The organism is Gilvibacter sediminis (assembly GCF_028561565.1).
Taxonomy (GTDB): Bacteria; Bacteroidota; Bacteroidia; order Flavobacteriales; family Flavobacteriaceae; genus Gilvibacter; species Gilvibacter sediminis.
In genome coordinates, this window is record NZ_JAQQTE010000004.1 from 629,798 (window position 1) to 652,735 (window position 22,938).

A 22,938-nucleotide genomic window follows, 5' to 3' on the forward strand; every position below is an offset into this window, starting at 1 on the left:
GTGAACCTGGAGCTTTTAGCATCTGAGGCGGTTCAGGCCTTTATTTTGCAACATTTAAAGGAGGATCCGCATCAATTGGCACTAAAAAAAAATGAGGTTGCTGGAGTGTCCATGCCGGAGATCGCGCAACAAGTGGCGGCTAGACAGCGCATCAAAGCCAAATTACCTAAGCTTTATGACCGAGCGGGTTTGGTGTTTCCTCCCAAGCTGAATTTAGAACAGAGCTCCTCGGAGCAGACGGCCAAGTACAAAGCCGCTTCACACAACGGAACGCGTCTATTAGACCTCACTGGAGGCTTAGGGATTGATTCTATGGCCTTCGCGGAGCGGTTTGAATACCTTACCTATTGCGAGCACAATGCAGCACTGGCGAAGCTGGCTGCGCATAATTTTAAAATCCTCGGATTTGACAATATTAGCGTACACATCGGTGACGGAACAGCACTTTTAAAAACCCAAGCTTGGGATATGATCTATTGCGATCCGGACAGGCGTTCTAAGGTACAGCGTGCCTTTAAACTGGAGGATTGTGAGCCCAGCGTTATTGCCTTACAAGATGAGCTTTTGGCCAACAGCGCTAAGCTACTGATCAAAGCCCCGCCGATGTTGGATCTGCAACAGGCGCAATCCGCTTTAAAGCATTTAAGCAGCATTGAAGTTGTTGCTGTTAAAGGCGAGGTTAAAGAACTCTTACTGCTCGCGGAACTCAATGCCACACAGGTCATGGAACGCGCGGTAAACATCGGAACCGATGACACTGTAACAGACATCATCACAGCAGATGCTGAGCCTCTGGCCTATTCTGATCCTCAGCGCTACCTCTACCTCCCTCATGGCGCGCTGATGAAGCTGCAGGCCTATGATTATATAAGCGCTCAATACGGCGTTCACAAGTTTGCGAAACACAGTCATGTTTTTACGGCAGACCGATCCTTTGATTTCCCAGGAAGACGCTTCCAGGTTATGGAGGTTTTGCCTTATGATAAACGGCAGATGAAATCCTTTCTTAAAAAGGACTATTTGGTCATTGCGAAGAACTTTCCGCTAACCGTGGCGCAATTGCGGCAGAAATTCAAGCTGAAAGACGCCGGAGACAAATACCTCATATTTACCACATTAAAAGACGGGAGTCGTATTGTGATCACAGCCGAACTGGATTTGTAAAAAAATCTAAGAATTGGTTGTGTTATCTAATTCGAAAAGTTAACTTTGCCTCCGCTAAAATCAGCAATGGTATTAGTGTTTATTGGAGAGGTGCCAGAGTGGTAATGGAGCAGATTGCTAATCTGTCAACGGGCAACCGTTGCCCGGGTTCGAATCCCGGTCTCTCCGCAACGATCTTACAAAGGATAAGCGTTACAATTTTAATTGTGCATGAACAGCCCGCCCGCCGGCTGGCCCGTTCGCTAAAAACATCCACTGGATGTTTTCTTAACGCTCCGTCCGGGGTGTAGCGTAGCCCGGTTATCGCGCCTGCTTTGGGAGCAGGAGGTCGCAGGTTCGAATCCTGCCACCCCGACAAAAGAAAAAGCCTGTACAGCGTAGAAAGTTTACTTTCTTAAGCGGTACGGGCTTTTTCTTTTAGCAACAAACCAAAACCAGGATCACGAGCGTGCCTCCTTCGCCGTAGGCTACGGAGGCTGAAGAGCGAGTAATCCTTTGGTTTGTTGCATTTCTTAAACAACAGATACTTGTTTCCGGTGAGCGAGGGAAACAAAAAAGCCAAAAAATCGCCCTGCGATTTTGGCTTTCTCTAGCAACATCCCCCACCCAGGATCTTTTGCGAAGCAAAAGAATCCTTTCATGAATACATCTTACAACAGTTTAGTTTATGCGTTGTTAACTCTAGCTATTTTTCTCTTTTTGGCAAATTAATTTTGTCATCAACAACCCATTTTTCATCTTCATATATTGATGAATATTTTAAGTGAAAATTCCATTGTGGGTCGTAATTTTCTGGATTCAATTTTAGATACTTTATAATTTGAGGTACGTTTTTAAGAGGTGCTTCGAATTCAAAAATTACGATTCTGTCATTTGGTGAAAGAGTTGTTCCATTGTCCAAACCACTTGTTTGTCTAAGAATTCCAAGAGTTTCTAGTTTATCAAATTTCTCAAAAACAAAAGTGCCAAAATCTAAAGGATACGTTTTGCCCTCAAATACAATGTTTGCAGTATTCACAATTGCAGGACCTAAACCTTTATTTGTTATTGATTGTTCAAAAATGACTAAGGAATCTATTGTAGTCTCAGATGAGGAAAATGACAATCTTGGTTTGACAGATAGTTTACTTTGCTTGCTTATTATGTTTGTTTGGTAAACAAAAATTATCAGAGTTAAAAGACTGATTAGCATTGCAGATAAACCAATTAATCTGTCTGTTTTTGGTAGCTTTAATTTACGCTTCATTAATTTGATTCATTTGAATTGGTAATCAAGTTTAAGGTAAATTCTAATTTAGTGTTCTTATTTGTCATATAATCTTCCCAAGTTTGTGGAACTTTATAATCTGGTATAATTCCTCTACCTATTTCTTTTGGATTAACGTCTATTTTAAAGTGTACGGTAGGAATGTCAAACTTGATTTTTGTTTTTGGAAGTTTTACATCTTCTGAATATCCACTAACATTGCCTTCGTAAGCTCCTCCAGTCTCCTCGCCAATAAATACTCCTCTATTTGTCATTTTTATCATACTTGCAAACTCAGCGCCACCAGAAAAGGTAACACCACTTGTTAGTATATATAATTTACCGTTATATATATAGTCTTCGTTAGGTTTCTGATAGCCTAAATCAGAAAAATAATCACTATAACAAGTGAATTCACCACGGTAAGCAATAGTATCCTTTAATTGCCACTTATCAAATATATAATCTTTATCATTTTTGTTTTTTAGATAAGCCGCCCTTAACATGGTGACTTCTTTATACTTTTTGATAACAGTTGGTGTTAGGTAGTGGAATAAAAGATTTTCATTGCCTTCAATTCCACCAACATTATCCTGTATATCAAGTATTAAATGCTTTATGTTTTGCTCCTTAATTTTTTTAAAAGATTCTTTATAAAAAAAAGGGAAATCTGATCTGCTGTAGAAGTCTGGAATACTTAAATAACCTACTGAATCATTAATCCGGCGATAAACGAATGACTCATATTCAAACTGTTTAAAATTAAATTTTCCGTTTTTAGATTTAAATTTTGTGAATTTTACAGCAGGTAATTGAAAGCTTTTAACCTTTTCGGTACCATATTCAATAACTTCCAGATTGAACGTTTCCTGTTTGCCATATACTAATCTGTAGAGTAAAGAAAGGTTAACACCACCTAACCATTCGTAGCTGGACGTTTCATTAAACCCGTCGGTTGGAATTAATGGTAACAGCCTGTTAATTACATCCTCTATACTTTTTCCGTTTATACTAATAATCCTATCGCCTTGTAATAGTCCTTTAGTATTATCGCCATAATTTTGAGTCACTACTAGCTTGGAATCGAAAAATTGGACACTTAATGGAAAGAATGATTTGGACAAACCTGTTTTAACCATAGTCCACGTAGGCAAATCGACAGAGCCGTGACCTTCATTCATTATTCCAAGAAGTTTTCGCATTATTTCATAGAATTCGAGTTTGGTCATTGGACTATCGATTTCATTTTTCAGCTTTTCAATTTTTGCGTCAACGATGTCTTTTTGTTCATAATTGTAGAATCCTTGGTGTAAAAGATGTAGCTGCTCTACTGCAAAATCAAAATCTATCAGTAGTTTTTCAGTTTTGAATTCTTTTTGCGAGAATCCTAATTGAAATAGAAATAATAATATGAATGTCAGCGTTGTCTTCATTTCAGATAGTTTAATTATCAAAGAGAAGAAAACTAATTTTTGCAGATTGGTATAATATTGACTTTTAAGGCAAGAATTTTTGCTGGTAGGTCGTGGGCCTTACACCAACAAATTTTTTGAACGCTTTTGAAAAATGTGAGATGTCGGTAAAGTTATATTCATAGGCCTTTTCGGTAAGGGTACATTGCTTTGTTATAGTCTCTTTACAATGAAATACTTTTTTCATAAGCGTATAGTGCACAGGTGTAATACCTGTAGTGTCTTTAAACTTTCGTGAGAAGCTATATTTGTTGAGATTGGCAATACTTGCCAATTGGTCTAGGCTTATATTTTCTTTTATATGTTGCTCAATATAAGTCTCTATATCTTCCCAATTATCTAAAGGCTTGCTGATTTTTGGTTCTTGGGTCAATTCGCTATAAGAGGACAACTTTACAACAAACTCTTCTAATAATGGTTTTTCCACTTCAGTTGAAGTAATCATTATCTTTTCAAACAATTCATTAAGTTTCAAGTCTCTTATAACTCTATTATCAAAATGGAACGTCTTGCCTAAGGGAAGTATTTCTCTTATTAATGCGTCTGAAACGTAAAGCGTGTCAAATGATAGCAGGTTTGTTTCAGAATACATAGGATTAGCGTGCAGTTCATAGGGATGTGTAATGGTAATATCGTTAGCTTGTCCAACGAATTGTTTTTCCTTTATATTTATAAGTTCAACGCCTTTTTTAATTAGCGATATGCAAAACTCAGAATGATAATGAAGTGGAAAAGCGTCTTTTTGATTTTTGAATGATAATTTATCCACAGTATTTTTCAGCTTGCAAGTGACGGTAACGTATAAGAATAGTAGCAGACTTTTGATCATTTACCATTCCGTTTGTAACCGCTGTTTGATTTATATATTTCAATTTGGTTGTAGCGATTAAACCGGTTTTTTTTTATACAATGTTGTACGCTGGCTTTTTTATAGCATAGTTGGCATTTCCAATTCGTTAATATTTGTCCTATTAGTTAAATTTAAGATTGTTCCTATAACTACAAATACATCATCTAACGGTGAGGCGTAGTCCATTGATGTGTTTGATTGTTAAAAATCTTCTATGACTTCTGGTGTCGCAATGTATCCTGGTTTCAACTAAGCTGTTCCAATTTTCGCTACAGCATTTTCTATATCCGACAGTTTTGTAATGTCCGTTTCAATCCATTTTCCGAATGGTGATTTTCTTCATGAGAGCGAAATTAACTCTTCACACTTATCACTCAAATATTTGGCTGTAGCTAATCCAATTCCACTACTACCTCCAAAAATTATTATTCTTCCGTATTTCATTTTTCAGGTCTAATATGTTTATAATGTTTATTTCTCTTAAAAATCCATAATCTCTCCGTCTTGTGGAATTAGGGTTTTTTCCTTGAGATCTTTGCTTGCTAATTCAAATGCTAATTCTTTTCTTGTAATTGGACAATGATTAACTGCTTCTAAATGGTTAGCTATAACTTTGTTGGGTGAATTTTTAACGAATTTTATGATGTCTTCCATTCTCATCAATAATGGTTGGAAAAGGTCTAATTGAGCTCTACCGCTCGCTACCACACTAATATCTGGTTTGTATTCCGATAATACTTTGTGAACATCATCTGTGTAAACGGTATCAGCACTTAAATAGATGGATTTCTCATTTGGCAACTGTATATAAAATCCCATTACATTGCCCATAGGTTTGGCTATGAATCCATATCCGTGAACTGCTGGTATTCCTTCTATTGTACCTTCTAAAAATTCGGAAGTTTCCCAATAGTTTACTGTTTGTATAATATTTAATCCGCGTTTACGAAGTTTTTTTTCATCTTTTACACTACAGATTATAGGAATGTTTTTTGATTTTAGAAATGCTTCCGCTTTTTTGTCCAAATGGTCAGGATGCAAATGAGTTATCAAACAATGTGTAGTTTTATTCACAATGTCTATTGCATTGGCCGGTAAATCGATTATTGGGTTCTTTCTTGCTTTATATCTAAATAATGTAAATGTTGGTCCTGCTTTACCCTTTGCACCTAACATTGGGTCAACCAAAATTACCTTGTCTTTAGTTTCGATGACCATTGTAGCATTTCGAATGTGTGTTATCTTCATAATTTTGCCTTTCTAAAGGACAAAATTAGATTTACAGTTATTCAATTCCATTGATTTGAATCAAGAAACGCGTTTGCGAATTCTACTCAATGTTTCAGGTGTAATATTTAGAAAAGAAGCAAGGTGATATTGTGGAATAGTTAACAACCAATTTTGTTTATAAATAAGTAAATCGTTATATAATTCTTCGGGTGATTTGGTTACTCTGTTGTATTCAAAAAGTTCTTTTTGTTTTAATAGTTTTTGAAAAGATAAATCAATAAATGATTTACCACATTCATATTTTTTTAAAATTTGTCTGAAAGAATTTTTATCAATTACCAACAATTCTATATCCGTTAAGGCTTCTTGATATTTTTTAGTAGTTAAATCGTAAATAAACGATGATAAATCTGTAATAAACTGAGGTTCAGTGTAAAAATTTATGTTTGTTTCTCTGTCTTTAGATGTATAAAATTCTCTAACAATACCTTGATTCAAAAAACGTAATTGCTTTTCTTCTGTATTTGATATAAGAATTTTTGAATTTCGCTTAAATCTCTTTACGCTAAATAGGTCTAATAACTCTTTTAATCCATCTTTATTCAATGGATATTCTGTTTCAAAAAATGATGATATTTTGGTTAAATCACGGTTCATTTAGCTTGCGTACAACGGTTTTGTGTATGAGCAGTAGCGGATTTCAAACAACTACTTTTCAGATTACAATATACTTTAATCTAACAAAAAAGCGGTTCGAGTTAGCACTCAAACCGCTATTGTTTATACACTTTGTTAAGCACAGGCTTTTTTTACTCCATTGCTAATTTCGCATAGTTAGTTACTATTTCAGTACTTGCTCCTTTAAAAAAAGCTTTAAATTGTTCTTCAGTCATATTCGGATTTTCCATAAACTCAAAATTTGACCTAAAAATTATCATCGACTTGTTGTAGCCCAAGTCAACCACCTTGAAGCTATTTTTGACGTTTTTAGCTGGAACTCCCTCTACCACTTCCCATTGATAGTATCTTTGGGTATCATCAAATTGTTGTATTTTTTCTACATAATATCCTTTTCCATCAGGTGCTACGCATTTTCGTTCGCCACCAACTCCTTTGTTGCCTTTCCAAGACAGTTTGGCCACATATGAAGATATTTTATCGATGTTATCCATCTTCCTAATTTGTTCCCACACTTTATCTGCCGAAGCATCGACCTCTAAAGTGTATGACAAATCTGGATTGCTGTTCTGTGCGTTCACATTTGCTGTGAATAGTGTAATAGTGAATAGTGCTATTGCCGTTTTAAATATTGATTTCATTTTGCTGAATTTTAAGAATTAATAAAAGAATTGTTCGAGAATGATTTTTCCATTTTCGACTTGATAAATGATGATTTCATCCAACGCTACCTTGTTGCCATCTTTCATCGTAAAAGATGCCTTGTAAGGTAAAGCGATAAAATCTTTACTGGTAATTGCTTCGCCAACCTTTATCGAATGAAACTCTGCAATGTTTCCTTTCATTACCTCGTCCTTTTCTTTGATTGCTTTTACTCCTGTTAGGTTTGAGAAGTATGTCGATTGTGGTTCTATATGTTTAACCTTTTCTTGGTCAAACAAAGTGTCATAGATTTCTTCAAATTTTCCCTCTCGCAAAAGGGCTCCAAGTCTATTTGCTATTTCTTGATTTGTCATTCTATAAGTGTTTTTGATTTTGGATAATTGCAACTGCCGTATGTTATAGCAACCGCACATTATTTACTTTTAATTTCTGTTGGCTCTGGATAATTGGCCTTGATTTTCTCGTACACGCCATTGCCACCCGTTACTCGTTCTCCTGTTTCTATATAATGCTTAAGCCCTACAAGGGTACCTTTAAGTTGTTTACGAAACTGTCCCTTTGCGATGAAACCCATAAACGCAGGTTTTGTACGGAATTGAAACTCGTATTCTGCGGTAGAAGTACCATCTCCGTTATCGGTTACTCTGTAAAAGGCTTGTGAATTGTCTAAATTGAGCGGTAACTTTTTACCCTCAATAATAATATTCCGCATAATCATATCCTGATGGTTGATTTCTGCTATTTTTTCGTGAGACCATTGTGTTCCCTTTTCGTTGAAATTGCACTTACGCGTTGCACCAACCTCTCCTTTTAGTGAGCCATTTGTATATTCAGAGGTGTAGATGTAAGGTGAGAAGTTTGAAATTTCTCCATAGTCCAACACCATTGCCTCCCATACTCTTTCTGCTGGGGCATTGATTTCAAGTTTTACGTGTACTGTCTTGTATTTTTTCGCCATAGATTGAGCGAAGGTCGATGTCGAGGCCAAGATAGAAACCAAGACGATTGTTGCTTTTAATACATTTTTCATTCTTAAAGATTTTCCGATTTTTATTTTGATACAGTTATGATATAGGTGTTACAAAACTTACGCTACCGCTTTTACTTTTTTTTTGTTCTTTTTGATGTCCTTGATTTTTTCTGGGGAAGGCTTACCGTTTTCTACATAAAACTTAAAATCTTGCAAGGCGTCTTTTATAGTTATGCTCAAGTTTAATTTCATCATTGGCTTCATAATCACGCCAAGAATTCCTTGAGTTTCCCCAAGGAAGTGAATATGTACTTTAGTTCGATTGTCATTTAATTTGGTCAGATACCAATTGTTAAGACCGCTTTTTATGAATCCAGGAAACCCCTCAATCACTTCGTAGGATAGTTGTTGATTTGGTTTAAAAACATTTATTTTTTCCTTAATCGCTCCAAAAGAGGTATTGCAAGCCCTATTGCTACAATGCGCATCTTCAACTGCTGGTTGCCCAAAACTTTCGCTATGGTAAAGTCCACGAGCCCACTTGTAAGCATCGCCAAATTGATTGCCCAATATTCCCCAAACTTCAGAAATGGGTTTGTCGACTATGATTTCTTTTTTTACTTCCATATTTCTTTAACTTTTGATGTTCACAGTTTGGATACGGAAAAACGGATGGTGTTACAAAACCAAAAAAGCCTTTCAAGAATTAGTCTCGAAAGGCTTTTGAAAAAGTGTTGAACAAATTAGTTTATACGCAAGTGTTTTCTTAAATCATCGTCTTTAAGCAACTCGTCCACTATGGTTTTCTTGCCAAAATCTTCTTTGGTGGGATGTTCTCTAAAAAGTTCGGTGTATTTGTCTTCGATGGTGTCCATCAATTCTGTATGGTTTTTAGAAGCGTAGTCTTTGATTTTCTTTGTTGTATCAATGTTGAAAACCATTGTGTCCTCATTCAAATAGCCCGATTGCTTTAGAGCCTTAGTTTTTTTGGGACATCTACACGGATTTGATTTTTTGACCAATCCGCATTTGTTGTTCATAAAATTGTACAGTTCTTTTCTTGCTCTGTGCAATTTTATTCTAAAGTTCTGTGGCGAAATCTCAAAAATATCTGCACCCAAGTTGTGGTCTATGCCAAAAGTATCGCCCAAAATATAAATGAGCCGTTGCTCTTCGTTTAGGCACATTAGCATACCCGACATACAACTTATCTGCATTTCTTTAGATAATTCGGCGTACTCAATTTCTTCTTCTTTAGTCAATGCTGGGTTTGGGATATTGTCTAAGGTATCACCATAATACTCAAAGGAAACAAACTGGGGATTTTTTGATTTGCGTTTGGTCTGCAAAAACTCATTGACAACAATTCTATATAGCCACGTTTGAAATGCACTTTTGAATGAAAATTGGGAAAGGTTGGTAATCACTTTGATAAGGACTTCTTGTGTCAAATCCTTAGCATCAGTAGGATTGTGCGTCATTTTCCAAGCCACGTTGTAGATGAATGGTTGGTGTTTTCGTATCAATTCGTCTAATGCGTTACGGTTACCATTCAGCGATTTTTCTACCAAACTTCTGTCGGAATTTTTTGTGTCTTTCTTTGCAAGTGGATTGTGCATCTTTTTCACGGTTTTTCTTTTAGATGCAAATTTTGAATTGGTGTTACAAAGTTTTTTTCAGCTTGTGCCTAACGTCCCCGTATACTGCTGTAACGAACTATTGCGAAGCAATAGCAAATGTCCGGTGGACATTTGGTGGAGGCATCCCGAAGGGAAGGCTATCTCTTTGTTTACAGTCTAGGTAACGTTGTTTCTTTTTAAATTAAATTTTCTTCTCTGCCACCCTTGCCTTGTGAGCAATGGTTGCTTCGCAACGTCCCCTCATCAAAAGGTCTACTAGACCTTTCTCTTCAAGGAATATGCGTTGTTGGTAACTGTTTAAGATAGAATTTGATCTATTGATTCGTAGTCCACACCTATGGATTTAAGAATGAACTTGGCAAATTCAACTTCAGTTTCTTTATACTTTTTAAACAAGTCCATTAGACCAGTAAGATATAATCTTTCATTAACTGTTGTGGCCTCAAGACTTTTAGCTTTCGAAATGCCTTCATTTACTTTTTGCTGTAACTCAAACCACTCGATTTGCCTTTTCATTCTTTTAACTATCTCATCATCACCATCATTATAAATATCTCGTAATGTATAATTTGGATGTCTTGGATCGATAGTTTCTTTAAACTGATTAATGCCAAGATTAAAGATTGCTTGCCCAAATCGTTGATCAGGATGATCTTTTAAATACGACTTTAAAAGTTCCAATATTTGATGATGCTCTTTTTTCAATTAAATTGTTGCCAACGGTCTAGTTTATGAGCAGTAGCGGATTTAAACGACTACTTTTCAGATTACAATTTACTTTTTTTATATGAAAAAACGGTTCGGGTTAGAACCCAAACCGCTATTGCTTAGAAACGTTGTTAGGTGCAGTATTTTTTCACGATTTTATTTTCCGTCTCTCTATTTCTATGAAGTCTTGAATGTTTTTTACTTGACTATCGATGTCTTTGACCTTTAAAATTCCATAAATCAAACTACGTTTTTTTCCGTCCGTAAGCTGGTCAAAGATTCGTTTGGATTCGGGCTCCTGCTCCAAAAAGGCGGTCAATACTTCTGGTATATCAACTCCCAATTGGTCTGGGTCTTTCTCGATTTTGTATTCAACTGTGTCGCCAAGTTCTTTTTCTAATTGGTCAAGGTATTTACTTGCAAGAATTATAAAGTAGTTACCATCGCCCAAATGGTTTAGTCCGCAACGATAGGTAACATTTTCATCAATCGTACAAATCAATCGTGTTGCTCTTTTACGACTAAATTGTTCAATAATTTTTGAATCAATTTTCAAGTAGAAGTAGCCACCTTTTCGTTTTTCAAGTTGTTTGATTGACTGCGTGTCTTGATAAAAATCCATTATTGTTCTTTTTCTACGTATTCCTTTAGTCCTGCCAAATCTTTTAAGTGCATTTTGTGTGTCCAATTTATAATTCCAAAAATGTGCGGAAAGACGTGACTTGGTCGCTTTAATGTATTGTCAAAATACAGAGAAACATTGGTTTGATTTTCATTGATTGGTCTTAAATAGAAATGCATTTTTGTATGTTGCTCGAAAGGTGCTTTACTTGTAAGATAAAAGCTGACTTTTTCATTTTCAACAAGTTCAGTTACTTCTTGATAGCCGAACTGTTTTCCTTTTTGCAAATAGACGGTTTGAGCCCCAATTTGTCCATCCACATTTTTAACGGCACATTGTGAATTGGTTTCTGAAGGCCACGCAGACCAATCCATTAATTGTTCCTGAAATCTTACTGCATCGTAAACTTTTTTAACTGGTGCGTTTACTCGGATTTCCTCAACGTACTGGATTTTGGTAGGAAGTTTGAATACTAAAATTAGTAAAGCAACTAAAATTCCAATACCTGTTGCTATTAAGATTGTTGTTATCATCTTTTATGTGTTTTGTTAGACGGTTACAAAACTAAAAATGATAATTTCAGCAATTTTTGCCCTATGGCAAAAAAATCAATCTTTTTTTGCTCTAACTCTGCTCAACGAACTTTGGGTAACTCCAATAAAGCTTGACACATATTTCAAAGGATATTTTTCGAGCCAATTCTTCTCTTTTTCCACTCTTCGATAGCGTTCTTTGGCGTCTTCACTTTGGAAGGATATGATGTTTCTGGACATACTCGCAAAAGCCTCCTCAACCGTTCTTCTCAAAAGTGTGTTGTATGCAATAGACTTCAGAGCAAGTTTGTCACTTTTTTCCTTTGTAATTCGATAGACCAAACTATTTTCCAGACTCTCAATGGACACAAGTGCAGGACTTTGATTGAGGTAACTGTCCAATTCCGTGAATATCTGTCCCTCTTGACCAAGCCAAACGGTAAATTCTTTATCTTCTTTCATATAATAAAGTCGAACCGCTCCACTTTCGACAAAGAAATATTGATTACAAATGTGTCCTTGTTTCAATAAAAAGTCGCCTTTTTCAAGTACGGTCAATGTCAAATTATCGTAAATCTCGTTTATCTCGGATTCCGTGCCATTTGATAGTCGTTTTATTTCGGATTTTAATTTGTTCACGGATGTTTTTTAATATTGCACCTAACGTTCTCGGCTATGAGTAGTTGCGTGGTTTAGCGGTTAACTTTGCAAGTACACACCAAATTGAAAATCCGCGAGGATTTTCAGAAGTAGGTGGGAACAAGCAATTACTTGTAGCCAATGTTGTGCATCGTTATTTGTTAGTGTCCAATATTTGGTCATACATTCCAGACATATGATTTACCAAACCTTTGTTTGTATTCTCGATAGAGCCTCCTTTTAATGGTGGTTTTGGGTCGTATTCTAAGTTCAGCATTACCAACTTTGCATAAGTTTCTCCTTTAATTTCGTTGACAAGAGCTAAGCTCATATCAATTCCAGCAGAAACTCCAGCAGAAGTCCATAATTTCCCGTCTTGGACATATCTTTCTTGGACGAATTCAGCATTGTAAGACTCAATCTTTTCCTTAGCTCGATACCAGTTTGTTGTAGCTTTTTTATTTTTTAAAAGTCCCGCTTCACCAAGAATCCAAGCACCAGTACATACGCTTGTTGTATATTTTGTTGTTTGGTCAATTTTTTTAATCCAATTAATTAAATTTTGATTTTTACTTGCTCGAACAGTTCCAACAGTACCTCCAGGAATTAGTAAGATATCAAGTTTATCAACTTCTTCTATAGTTTTTGTAACTGAGATTTCAATTCCAGAACTTGTCTTTACTGAGCCTTTTTTCTCAGCCACAAAAAAAACATCAGTACCAATCATACTGGATAATACAGAATGTGGTCCAAAAGCATCTAAGTCAAAAAATCCATCATAGACTAAAATACCGATTGAATTTATTTTAATTTTTTCTTCAGTCAATATTGCTTGTCCAATTTCTTCATCAGTTAAAATTTTTTCATCAATAGCTTCATTTTCATCAGTCTTAACTTTGGTGTTTTCTTGACATGAAAGAATAAATAGAAATAATAAAATTGTAAGGTGTTTCATATTCGTTTTCTAATGTTGCACAACATCCCCGTATACTGCTTTAACGAACTATTGCGAAGCAATAGCAAATGTCCGGTGGACATTTGGTGGAGGCATCCCGAAGGGAAGGCTATCTCTTTGTTTACAGTCTAGGTAACGTTTTATCTTTTTAAATTAAATTTTCTTCTCTTCCACCCTTGCCTTGTGAGCAATGGTTGCTTCGCAACGTCCCCTCATCAAAAGGTCTACTAGACCTTTCTCTTCACGGAATATGCGTTGTTGTGCTTTCGTTATTTACATTTTTTATTTCTTAAAAGTTTTATGGGTTCTTGTATTTCTTGCTTTAAATTAGAAAAATGTTGTTTCTGCCTAATTTGCATACCCAAAATAAAAACAAGATTATCCTGAAATTTAATGAATATAGGGTGAGTAGGGTCGTTGGTCCAATTCGTTTTCGGTAATAAAGCAATATGTTCTTTATCGAGTTCTCGATTCATATAATCAATATCTTGATACCCTAATTCGGTAATAAGCTCAAAATCTGTATATCTTTTAACAACTTCATTCCGATTTTCTTTTAATAGATTTAAAGTGTTGTTCAAAAATGTACTGTGCTGAATCAGTCTGTTCTTTAATTTAATATCAGTTAACAGTTTTAATTGTCCCGAAGATGTTAAATCATCGAAGGTAATGTTACTGGGTGTAGAAACATCGTGTCTTAAAGCAACTACAAATTTATTCAGGATTGAACTTCTATCATTTGGTATGTTGTTTAAATCTTTTAAAAGCTCTTTGGTGAGTTTTATTCTGTTGATTGTCAGCTCATAATTTTCATCAATTAACTTCTCATTGAGCTCGAAGTCATCTAAAATTCTACAGTAATAATCAGCCTCGGCAATTTTATTTTTTCGATTTTCGTTCCAATTGTTAATTTGAAGAGCAATTAGTATTCCTATTACAACCAAAATTATTTCTCCAATAGCATATTTAAAGTACTTTCCGGTTTTTCTTTCGGAAAGTAAATTTTGTCTAATTTTTCTAAAGAATTTTATCATTGGTTAGCGGTTTCTGATAATGAAGCACAACGTCCCCGTATACTGCTGTAACGAACTATTGCGAAGCAATAGCAAATGTCCAGTGGACATTTGGTGGAGGCATCCCGAAGGGAAGGTTATCTCTTTGTTTACAGTCTAGGTAACGTTGTTTCTTTTTAAATTAAATTTTCTTCTCTTCCACCAAAGCCTTGTGAGCGATGGTTGCTTCGCAACGTCCCCTCATCAAAAGGTCTACTAGACCTTTCTCTTCACGGAATATGCGTTGTTGGCCAACGTACTCCTTTAAATCTTCACAATTTTTGAGGTTTGATATCCAGAATCTGTATGCAATACAATAAAATATAATCCCGACCTCAGCGAAGAGATGTCTACTTGATCAAACTGATCCATAATACTTTTCAATTGATTACCCAATGAATCAAATATTTCTATGCGTCTGATTAGATTCACATCTGATACATTGAAAATTCCAGAAGTTGGATTTGGATAAATTATTAACCTAGGCTCTGTGAATTCATCAACGTTTAGGATTGTTAAGTTCTCATACCAAGCAATCGTGTTATCATTTTGAGAAGCAGATAGAACATCCATATCTCCATCATCATCAACATCCCCAGCATGAACACCTGTTGCAAATGTTAGGGTATTTATTATGTTTTGTTTGGGACCAAAATTACCAAGACCGTCTAAATTTTCGCACCATCCTACCTCAGAGGTATTTTCAACGGCCGACGGAGTAGATGTATAAAGTACATCATTATCTCCATCATTGTCTAGGTCTGCCGCGTGTAGGTGGAATGCCCCAATCAAATCTAAGGCGATAATTTGCTCAGGTCCAAAGTTTCCTGATCCATCATTCTCATACCACACCAATCGTCTCGGAAAAGCAGGATTCGCGATTATGTCTAAGTCGAGGTCGCCATCTAAATCAACTAAGAATAAATTGGTAGTTGAAGCCGGTTCGGTAACCGAGGCGACCGGGTTTTCAGAACCAAAATTTCCTAGCCCATCTAAATTTTCAAACCAAAAAATGATTGTTGAACCTGACGCTGATGCAACTATATCATAATCACCGTCATCATCAAGGTCACCTGCTTGTACATTCCATCCATTACTAATAGATGAAATTACTTGAGCCCCACCAAAGTTACCTGCACCATCATTTTCATGCCAGGCCAGAATCCCATCACCCGTAGATCCTGTTATCACATCAATATCATTATCAGAATCCAAATCCACTGCGATAACGGAAAGTGGATTGTTAGCTGAAGAGGAAATTATCTTATCATTACTATAATTGCCTAAACCGTCGAGATTTTCATACCATACCAACCTGTCTAATGACAAGGACGTTGCCAAAATATCAATATCTCCATCACCATCAAGGTCTGCAGCAGTTAAAGCATAGGATTCTTGTAAAGAAACGTCCACAACTATAGGAGCTCCAAAAGCACCTAAGCCATCTTCGTTTTCATACCACGCGATATTAAAGTCACCTGAAATACTCCTGCTTGCAGATAAAACATCCAAATCCCCATCACCATCAATGTCTGCGGTAAAGACATCTCTTGCAAGTTGAGCCTCATCAGTAATGATCTGTTGAGGCCCAAACTGTCCATAAGTCCAAGAATGGATAAAAATTAATATTCCTGTAATTGTCTGATTTAGGGACATTGTTGATGTTTTAGAACCACGGGGAGTATGATGGCTAACGTCCCCGTATAAACCACGTGCGTACGAGTTGCCTGGCCTACACTAAGATGTTTCTTTTTGTTTTAATTAAAGTTACTAGTTTCTGGGGAGGCCGCAAACTAGCCATGCGGATTTATGCGTTGTTGGCAATTGTGTTACTTTGCTTCTTAACAACATATGTTTTGGCAATGAAATCCTTTAATGATCTTTGATATTTACTCATGTCTGAAAGATAAACTACAATATCCACTAGAGTTGAATATGACAAAAATGAAGCTATCGTTGTCAATAAAGGATATTCCTCACCCATTCTCATGCCAAATTCTATTACGCCGTCTGATCCTGTCACGTAAGAATTATTAAATGCAAAGAAATGCACAACTATGTAAACTAGAGAAGGAACTATTAATATTAAACTTCTCATTAAAGATCTTTGTAGATCGATATAGTTGTAATTAGTATCAGTTACCTCAATTTTCATTGCAATTTTCCCGAGAGTGGCATTGTACTTTGCCTCCATGTAAGGCTTATAAAGTATTGCTATCAAAGTAAAAAGGAGATAAATCCAAAAGCTTTTGAATATAGAGAAGTTCACAGAATTGACTAAAAAGGTAAGCCCTCCTATTAAAATTGCATCTATTAAACTTGCAAAAAACCTATCTGAAAATTCGGCATGTTTTCGTGTTTCACTATTCATTTCTAACATAATTGCCAACGTCCCCGTATACTGCTGTAACGAACTATTGCGAAGCAATAGCAAATGTCCAGTGGACATTTGGTGGAGGCATCCCGAAGGGAAGGCTATCTCTTTGTAAACAGTTTACGTAGTGTTGTTTCTTTTTAAATTAAATTTTCTTCTCTTCCACCAAGGCCTTGTGAGCAATGGCGATTATGCGTTGTTAGGTGCTGTATTAATCACTAAATATGATAGATACACCAATCACAATTAGAACTAAAATCACCAAACTTAGTATTAAAGCCCGTACTGGTTTTAAAGATATCTCATATCTATTTATACCTGTTGACTCGATTCCAGAGTCGATACCATTTTTAACTATTATTTCATCAATTATTTCTCGATCGGCTTCCTTCAAATAGTAACGTATCGAATCTGAAACGCCAATTTGCTTTTCCACATCTGTAAAATATTCAATCCCATTATTTCGAAGCTCTTCTTCAAACATAAATCGATTCTCCATAAGGATATAGAGTTTGAAATGTGGGCTCTTATTTATATCTAAATTCAAGGTTTTTGTGAATATTGCACCTAACGTCCCCGTATACTGCTGTAACGAACTATTGCGAAGCAATAGCAAATGTCCAGTGGACATTTGGTGGAGGCATCCCGAAGGGAAGGCTATCTCTTTATAAACAGTTTACGTAGTGTTGTTTCTTTTTAAATTAAATTTTCTTCTCTACCACCATAGCCTTGTGAGCAATGGTTGCTTCGCAACGTCCCCTCATCAAAAGGTCTACTAGACCTTTCTCTTCACGGAATATGCGTTGTTGGCTTTAGTTATTTCAATTCTTGATATACACTTATTAGTGATTCAAATCGCGGCTTGTCAGGATTAAAGTACTTTTTTTTGTAGCTCTTATTTTCAACTACGTTAATGATTTCATTTTTATATTCTTTTCGAAATCGATCTTTATCAATTTTATTATCTAAATATAGCATGCAGGCGCGGTCATATTGATTAATGAAATCTTCAACAATTGAGTAGAAAAATTTTTTCTGATAAGATAAATCCTTCTTCGGGTTCTCGTTTTGGGTCTTCTGATATTCTAAACCAAAGTCATTGACTTTTGTTCGGGCCGATGAAATTGAATTTCGAATTTCAATTTCAATAGCACCTTGTGAAATTTTAATGGCCTCTTCAGCTTTCGCCATTGTAGTTTTGTTGTTGTGATTATTTGCCAGACGATCAATGATACTCACAAACAACGCTAGAATAGAAATAATGATAGAAGCATGCTCTAATTGAAAAGCAATGAAACACATTTATCTTTTAGGTGGTTTAAAATCATTAATGATTTCATTTATTACATCCATAACATCGGAGTTATCACTCCTTTGTTTTTCTTGCTCAAGTTTACCTAGAATTATTACTTGCTCATTTAAAGGCAACTTTCGCAGTTCCCTTTTAATGGACATAACCTCAAGCGATTTAAACCTAGCTTCTTTTAATCGCAGAACAATTTTTTTGTGATCCATTTATCCCTTATATTAAATTAATAATCAACAATATACTTTATCTAAATTGTGGGGAGGTTATAAAATAGCATTCTATATCAACAAAGATTTCAACAGCAAAAATTTAAATCATAATTAAAGCCAACGTGTTTGTGTATGAGCAGTAGCGGATTTTGTTCGACCACTTTTCAGATTGAAATATACTTAATTTAAACGGAAAAACGGTTTGAGTTAGTACCCAAACCGCTATTGCTTATACACGTTGTTGTGCCCAGTTATTACTTATATTCTTGGAAATACTGATGAACTAATTTAATCTCCTTTACCATTTGAAAAACTTTCCCGATTTCTGGATTATTTTGCATTGCCTTTGATGCTTCTTTAGCGTTTTCAACACGTTCCCAAAATACAAATTCTGCCCATTGGTTTTCTCCTTTACTATTTTCCAATACATAACGATTTTTATATCCTTCTGCCATTGATATTCCCGTTGAGTAAGCTTTTTTGAACTTATCTATTTTTCCTTCAGGTTGCAGTTGATAAACGACAAGTTCAATGACATCAGAATTACCATTATTCTTTGAATGAAAGTCGTTGATAGAATAGTGTTCAAATACCTCTGTCTTGTCAATAAGTCCAACAAATTCCTTTAATTCAGGTATGGTCATCATATCTTTTGCTGCCTGAATAGCATTTTCCATAGTATCCCATTCAACCCAATCGAATAATAGTTGTGGGTCATCAATAGATTGATAAATGGTTCGTTTTACAAAACCTTTAAGTTTTGCCAATCCTTGATTTGTTTGTTCTATGATTAATTGCTTGTTTTTTTCAGGATTTTCTTTAGCACGCCAAACTGCTACTTCGTAAGCCGAGGCTTTGTTCATTCCAAATATTATTGAATGTTCCATTTTACTTTTTTTAGTGTCCGACTTATTGCAACCAAATGAAGTCAAGACGATTAAACCAATGATTAAATTTTTCACAGTTCAAAAGTAGAATGGTGCGGTGACAGCCCTATGTCAACTAGGTTTGAAAACTTTCAAAATATTCTTGCAGATTGAAGTTGGTAAGTTTTTGAAAAGGCTCTAAAGTAGAGTACAAATGAATAATTCTATCTAATCGAAATTCTCTCACCTCATTCCGCAGATGGCAGAAAGTAATCACAATCCAAGCGTTATTGATAAAATATACAGCTTGTGGCTCAATTTTTCGATTAGTCAATTCTTTTTTATAGAGGGATTTATAAGTGATTTTAAGTTGCGTTTTACTGGAAATACTTCTTTGTATTTCTGAAAGCCAATTACTCTCAAATATCTCTCCTTTGCGAAAGCTATAAGTGCGTGATGAGAGCAACTCCAGATTGTCTTTTTGTAAGTTTTTAAGTGTGGCTTTGATTTTTATGAGCAAGGAATTAAAATTTCTTACTAGTGATTTATCCCCTTGTTTTTTAATGAAATTTTCAGAAGTGATCAAGGCATTTGCTTCTTCTTCGGTCAAGGATATTGGGGGAAGTTTGTAACCATCTACAATAAAATAGCCTACGCCATTTTCTGAGCCTATTGGTACTCCTGCATCTTGTAATGTTTTAATGTCTCTGTAGACTGTTCGCAGGCTTACTTCAAATCGTTCTGCTATTTCTTTAGCTGTTACTATTCTTTTCGACTGAAGTTGAATTAAGACTGCGGTTATTCTTGTAAGTCTGTTCATATGGCAATGCTTACGTCAACAATTTCATTCAATTCTAAACTCGCTTTCTTTCTAATATCAACCTTTAGGGGAAGAAGGTATGTGTCGTGCTTGGTGTCAAACCAAATGGCTGTATTCCATTCAATTTCCTTAATTATGACTGTGGCTTTCATTCGTCCCCAGCCTTCTTCTTGCCATTTTAATTGTTCTCGGATTTCTTTGGAAATATCTTTTGGCAAAGAGACAAAAAACCAGCCTCCAGCCCATATTTTTCCAGAAAATTTATATTTAATTTTTGCTTGCAATTATTATTCAGTTCTTGGTTTGTTTTAATTGGGCACAACGTCCCCGTATAAACGCCGTGCGAACCCTCCGACGCGCGCTACACGTAACGTTTTATCTTTTTAAATTAAATTTTCTTCTCTGCCACCAAGGCCTTGTGAGCAATGGCGATTATGCGTTGTTGGGTAACGTATTATTCTATTACCAGTTTTTCAACCCAAATACCATTCTCATGCGTAATTTTTAGAAAGTAAATACCTTTTTTTAAACCAAAAACAGAAAAAGTAGACATTTGGGCATTAAATTTCTTCACCAATTTTCCTCCCATATCGTATAACTCAAGTCGCTCAAGTTCTAGACTATTTTTATTGTCAATTTCAAAAAATGTAGAGACCGGATTGGGATAAATAACCAACTGTAGCTCTTGAAAATCTGAAATACTCAAAGCTTTACATTCAGCTTCATTTGAAACAAAATTAGATGTGGCATCAACGTTTGTCCAATTGGCTTCACTATATGCAGGATCATCCACAAATATGCATTCTAAATCAGGATTATTTGTACTATTAAATGAAGTGATGCTTGTGTTGTTCCCATTTCTTAAATCCAGACTTACAAGAGAATTAAAGTTACAAATTACTCTTGTTAATAGGGTGTTTAATCGTAAATCTAGAACTTGAATACTATTTAGCGAACAAGATAAATTACTTAACTGTAGGTTGCTTGATAGGTCCAATGACAAAATATTATTGGACTCAATCATTAAATTTTCGAGTTGTGGACACCCACTTAAATCAATTGTCTCTAGTTGATCATTTATATTTAGTAGAATGGTATGAAGATTAGGTAATGCCCCAAAGTTTATCTCGATACAATCGGTAAAGCCTGCCGTAAACGATTCTAAATTCCCGAAATCCTGAATACCAGCAAAATTGAAAATGTTATTGTCGGAATTAGTTATTTCAATTTCAACTACAGAAAGAGCATCTGAAGTTAATATTTGACCGTCTAAAGTACCTTCAGAATCAATACCTGCATCTAGTAACCATTGTTCAAAATTTGGATCCGGAATTGCAGTGTACTGAGCAGATGCAAATTTAGCAAGCAAAGTGAATAACAGTATGAATTTGAAGCGAAGCATTTATTCGTTATCCTTTAATATCACTTTTTGATCTTGTGTTCCATCATCAAAGTTGGTCTCAATTAAAAATAAACCATTTTCGAGATTATTCACAAGGTTTGGATCATTAATCCCGAGCGAATCTTTCGCTGTTGCAGTTACATTTGCGTTAAAAACTCCGTCGTTGAATTTCACAATAGTGCCGCTATTTGCATTTTTTGCGAGATTGGAGTAGCATCTTCTCGGAGTTTCTTCTAATTGAACTATTCTTATTGCGGTATTATTCAAATGTACAATATCTTCATAGACATCGTAATCACTTGGAAAACTATAAACCACATCGCCAGTATTAAAAGTCAAATCGTCATATGGCCAAGGAAGTGGCCTTCCGAGTGACAAGATACTTGAATCAGAACATGCCACAAATTCATAATCAAATCCAGGCTGAAACCTTGGTGGATTCTCATTTGCCTCTGGTTGCCAGCAACATGTTCTGTAAATCCCAGAATAAGGTTCATATAAGGATTCTATCGTTGTTAGTCTATCTTGCAAAATAGTCTCATTCGCAATGGTTTCGCGCATTCTTACACCTTGACCAATTGTCAAATTATCGAGATATTGGAATTCATTGTAGCTCATGATATTCCTTACATCAATGTCAAGGTATGGCGTTCCAGTCTCGTCAACAACTTCATCAGAGTAGATATAGTAAGAAATACCTGTAGATGGGTCACTGCACACATTCGGTTCCTGAAATGTAGCAGGTGTATCTACGACAAAATCTCCTGCAATAGCAGCATTGTAGTCTGGAGAAGAAGTATCACGTGTTACATTCTCTGCATCCAAATCATCTCCAGGAAGATCTTCGAAAAAGTATCCTGTTTCCCTTTGAGTTCCAACCGGATCAAACTCACAAGTCAACGGATCAACGAATGTACTTTCAGTCCTTGGCGAGCCTTGGAATGTATGCGATAAACCGAGAATGTGACCTACCTCATGAGATATTATAGGTAAATCAGAAAGGAACGTGGTATAGCTAATATTAATAAAATTAGGGGTAAGTGCTGATCCATCACCAGCAGTTTCCCTAACTAAAATGTTAAACATATTAGTTAATGGCGTAGGATCATCTTCAACAAACCCTCGATACTTAAAGAAAATATCAAATTGGTTATATACCTGGTTTAGATATGCGACGGCTCTCAAATAATCATTTTCTGTTAATTCAATTATATCCTGCTCATTGTGAAAATATATGTTAAATACAAAAGGGTCGCCACTAGCTAACGAAACTCCAGTTGAACCAGTATGATAGGATTTTTTACCATAAATAGAGTTAGTGTTTCCACAATTAATTGAGGATTGTGCGTAAAAATAAAGGGGAGAGAAAAACAGTACTAATAGGAGATTTCTCATTTTAAGATTTATTTTAGGTTATTTGTGTTTAATATGTTACCCAACGTCCCCGTATAAACGCCGTGCGAACCATCCGACGCGCGCTAAACGTAACGTTTTATCTCTTTAAATTAAATTTTCTTCTCTTCCACCATGGCCTTG

Annotated in this window: 27 protein-coding genes and 2 tRNA genes; 3 read left to right on the plus strand and 26 right to left on the minus strand. The window is 35.6% G+C overall.

The genetic code is table 11. The features are described 5' to 3' along the window. The 3 genes from POW22_RS10140 to POW22_RS10150 all read left to right on the plus strand — a co-directional run bounded on the left by POW22_RS10140 (nucleotide 1) and on the right by POW22_RS10150 (nucleotide 1,519). Nucleotides 1–1,164, plus strand: a complete 1,164-nt coding sequence (locus POW22_RS10140; protein WP_272832556.1) for a class I SAM-dependent methyltransferase — start codon at nucleotides 1–3, stop codon at nucleotides 1,162–1,164. A gap of 84 nt (nucleotides 1,165–1,248) precedes the next feature. Next, nucleotides 1,249–1,332, plus strand: a tRNA-Ser gene (locus POW22_RS10145). Between the two features lie 112 nt (nucleotides 1,333–1,444). After that, nucleotides 1,445–1,519, plus strand: a tRNA-Pro gene (locus POW22_RS10150). A 330-nt stretch (nucleotides 1,520–1,849) separates the two neighbouring features. On the opposite strand, the gene POW22_RS10155 is transcribed toward POW22_RS10150, so the two are convergent. The 26 genes from POW22_RS10155 to POW22_RS10280 all read right to left on the minus strand — a co-directional run bounded on the left by POW22_RS10155 (nucleotide 1,850) and on the right by POW22_RS10280 (nucleotide 22,797). Beyond that, on the minus strand, nucleotides 1,850–2,410 hold the full coding sequence (locus POW22_RS10155) for a hypothetical protein (protein WP_272832557.1): 561 nt from the start codon (nucleotides 2,408–2,410) through the stop codon (nucleotides 1,850–1,852). Continuing rightward, nucleotides 2,410–3,843 carry a S41 family peptidase gene (locus POW22_RS10160; protein WP_272832558.1) on the minus strand — a complete coding sequence of 478 codons (1,434 nt, stop codon included), beginning with the start codon at nucleotides 3,841–3,843 and terminating at the stop codon, nucleotides 2,410–2,412. The genes POW22_RS10155 and POW22_RS10160 overlap by 1 nt, the downstream gene beginning before the upstream one ends. Before the next feature lie 64 nt (nucleotides 3,844–3,907). Then, nucleotides 3,908–4,651, minus strand: a complete 744-nt coding sequence (locus POW22_RS10165) for an AraC family transcriptional regulator (RefSeq protein ID WP_272832559.1) — start codon at nucleotides 4,649–4,651, stop codon at nucleotides 3,908–3,910. A gap of 561 nt (nucleotides 4,652–5,212) precedes the next feature. Next, a complete protein-coding gene (locus tag POW22_RS10170) occupies nucleotides 5,213–5,980 on the minus strand; it encodes an MBL fold metallo-hydrolase (protein WP_272832560.1) in 768 nt (255 codons plus the stop codon). A 60-nt stretch (nucleotides 5,981–6,040) separates the two neighbouring features. Next, a complete protein-coding gene (locus POW22_RS10175) occupies nucleotides 6,041–6,619 on the minus strand; it encodes a Crp/Fnr family transcriptional regulator (protein WP_272832561.1) in 579 nt (192 codons plus the stop codon). Nucleotides 6,620–6,771: 152 nt separating this feature from the next. Further along, entirely contained in the window at nucleotides 6,772–7,281 is a 510-nt protein-coding gene (locus POW22_RS10180; protein ID WP_272832562.1) for an SRPBCC family protein, read from the minus strand. Nucleotides 7,282–7,299: 18 nt separating this feature from the next. Then, nucleotides 7,300–7,656: a SnoaL-like domain-containing protein gene (locus POW22_RS10185; protein WP_272832563.1), complete on the minus strand. Its 357-nt coding sequence runs from the start codon at nucleotides 7,654–7,656 to the stop codon at nucleotides 7,300–7,302. A gap of 59 nt (nucleotides 7,657–7,715) precedes the next feature. After that, a complete protein-coding gene (locus tag POW22_RS10190) occupies nucleotides 7,716–8,333 on the minus strand; it encodes an SRPBCC family protein (RefSeq protein ID WP_272832564.1) in 618 nt (205 codons plus the stop codon). A gap of 57 nt (nucleotides 8,334–8,390) precedes the next feature. Then, on the minus strand, nucleotides 8,391–8,900 hold the full coding sequence (locus tag POW22_RS10195; protein WP_272832565.1) for an SRPBCC family protein: 510 nt from the start codon (nucleotides 8,898–8,900) through the stop codon (nucleotides 8,391–8,393). A gap of 116 nt (nucleotides 8,901–9,016) precedes the next feature. Continuing rightward, on the minus strand, nucleotides 9,017–9,892 hold the full coding sequence (locus POW22_RS10200; RefSeq protein WP_272832595.1) for an RNA polymerase sigma factor: 876 nt from the start codon (nucleotides 9,890–9,892) through the stop codon (nucleotides 9,017–9,019). Nucleotides 9,893–10,210: 318 nt separating this feature from the next. Continuing rightward, nucleotides 10,211–10,618 (minus strand): hypothetical protein, encoded by a 408-nt coding sequence (locus POW22_RS10205; protein WP_272832566.1) that lies wholly within the window; start codon nucleotides 10,616–10,618, stop codon nucleotides 10,211–10,213. A 151-nt stretch (nucleotides 10,619–10,769) separates the two neighbouring features. Further along, nucleotides 10,770–11,243, minus strand: a complete 474-nt coding sequence (locus POW22_RS10210; RefSeq protein WP_272832567.1) for a YdeI/OmpD-associated family protein — start codon at nucleotides 11,241–11,243, stop codon at nucleotides 10,770–10,772. Continuing rightward, nucleotides 11,243–11,776, minus strand: a complete 534-nt coding sequence (locus tag POW22_RS10215) for an SRPBCC domain-containing protein (protein ID WP_272832568.1) — start codon at nucleotides 11,774–11,776, stop codon at nucleotides 11,243–11,245. The genes POW22_RS10210 and POW22_RS10215 overlap by 1 nt, the downstream gene beginning before the upstream one ends. Nucleotides 11,777–11,851: 75 nt before the next feature. Continuing rightward, on the minus strand, nucleotides 11,852–12,415 hold the full coding sequence (locus POW22_RS10220; protein ID WP_272832569.1) for a Crp/Fnr family transcriptional regulator: 564 nt from the start codon (nucleotides 12,413–12,415) through the stop codon (nucleotides 11,852–11,854). A gap of 154 nt (nucleotides 12,416–12,569) precedes the next feature. After that, the gene (locus POW22_RS10225) at nucleotides 12,570–13,370 is read right to left on the minus strand and encodes a DJ-1/PfpI family protein (RefSeq protein ID WP_272832570.1); all 801 of its coding nucleotides are present in this window, start codon (nucleotides 13,368–13,370) and stop codon (nucleotides 12,570–12,572) included. 269 nt (nucleotides 13,371–13,639) lie between these two features. Continuing rightward, nucleotides 13,640–14,404: a DUF6090 family protein gene (locus POW22_RS10230; RefSeq protein WP_272832571.1), complete on the minus strand. Its 765-nt coding sequence runs from the start codon at nucleotides 14,402–14,404 to the stop codon at nucleotides 13,640–13,642. 282 nt (nucleotides 14,405–14,686) lie between these two features. Beyond that, complete coding sequence (locus POW22_RS10235) at nucleotides 14,687–16,078, minus strand: T9SS type A sorting domain-containing protein (protein WP_272832572.1); 1,392 nt, start codon at nucleotides 16,076–16,078, stop codon at nucleotides 14,687–14,689. A 151-nt stretch (nucleotides 16,079–16,229) separates the two neighbouring features. Continuing rightward, complete coding sequence (locus POW22_RS10240) at nucleotides 16,230–16,793, minus strand: RDD family protein (RefSeq protein ID WP_272832574.1); 564 nt, start codon at nucleotides 16,791–16,793, stop codon at nucleotides 16,230–16,232. Between the two features lie 214 nt (nucleotides 16,794–17,007). Beyond that, complete coding sequence (locus POW22_RS10245) at nucleotides 17,008–17,295, minus strand: hypothetical protein (protein WP_272832575.1); 288 nt, start codon at nucleotides 17,293–17,295, stop codon at nucleotides 17,008–17,010. Nucleotides 17,296–17,612: 317 nt separating this feature from the next. After that, on the minus strand, nucleotides 17,613–18,098 hold the full coding sequence (locus tag POW22_RS10250) for a hypothetical protein (RefSeq protein WP_272832576.1): 486 nt from the start codon (nucleotides 18,096–18,098) through the stop codon (nucleotides 17,613–17,615). Further along, nucleotides 18,099–18,311: a hypothetical protein gene (locus tag POW22_RS10255; protein ID WP_272832577.1), complete on the minus strand. Its 213-nt coding sequence runs from the start codon at nucleotides 18,309–18,311 to the stop codon at nucleotides 18,099–18,101. Between the two features lie 257 nt (nucleotides 18,312–18,568). Further along, complete coding sequence (locus tag POW22_RS10260; protein ID WP_272832578.1) at nucleotides 18,569–19,201, minus strand: hypothetical protein; 633 nt, start codon at nucleotides 19,199–19,201, stop codon at nucleotides 18,569–18,571. Between the two features lie 115 nt (nucleotides 19,202–19,316). Then, on the minus strand, nucleotides 19,317–20,000 hold the full coding sequence (locus tag POW22_RS10265) for a helix-turn-helix transcriptional regulator (RefSeq protein ID WP_272832579.1): 684 nt from the start codon (nucleotides 19,998–20,000) through the stop codon (nucleotides 19,317–19,319). Next, a complete protein-coding gene (locus tag POW22_RS10270) occupies nucleotides 19,997–20,284 on the minus strand; it encodes a DUF1905 domain-containing protein (protein ID WP_272832580.1) in 288 nt (95 codons plus the stop codon). The genes POW22_RS10265 and POW22_RS10270 overlap by 4 nt, the downstream gene beginning before the upstream one ends. 170 nt (nucleotides 20,285–20,454) lie before the next feature. After that, complete coding sequence (locus POW22_RS10275; RefSeq protein ID WP_272832581.1) at nucleotides 20,455–21,369, minus strand: T9SS type A sorting domain-containing protein; 915 nt, start codon at nucleotides 21,367–21,369, stop codon at nucleotides 20,455–20,457. Nucleotides 21,370–21,402: 33 nt separating this feature from the next. Further along, complete coding sequence (locus POW22_RS10280; RefSeq protein ID WP_272832582.1) at nucleotides 21,403–22,797, minus strand: zinc metalloprotease; 1,395 nt, start codon at nucleotides 22,795–22,797, stop codon at nucleotides 21,403–21,405. Between the last annotated feature and the right edge of the window lie 141 nt (nucleotides 22,798–22,938).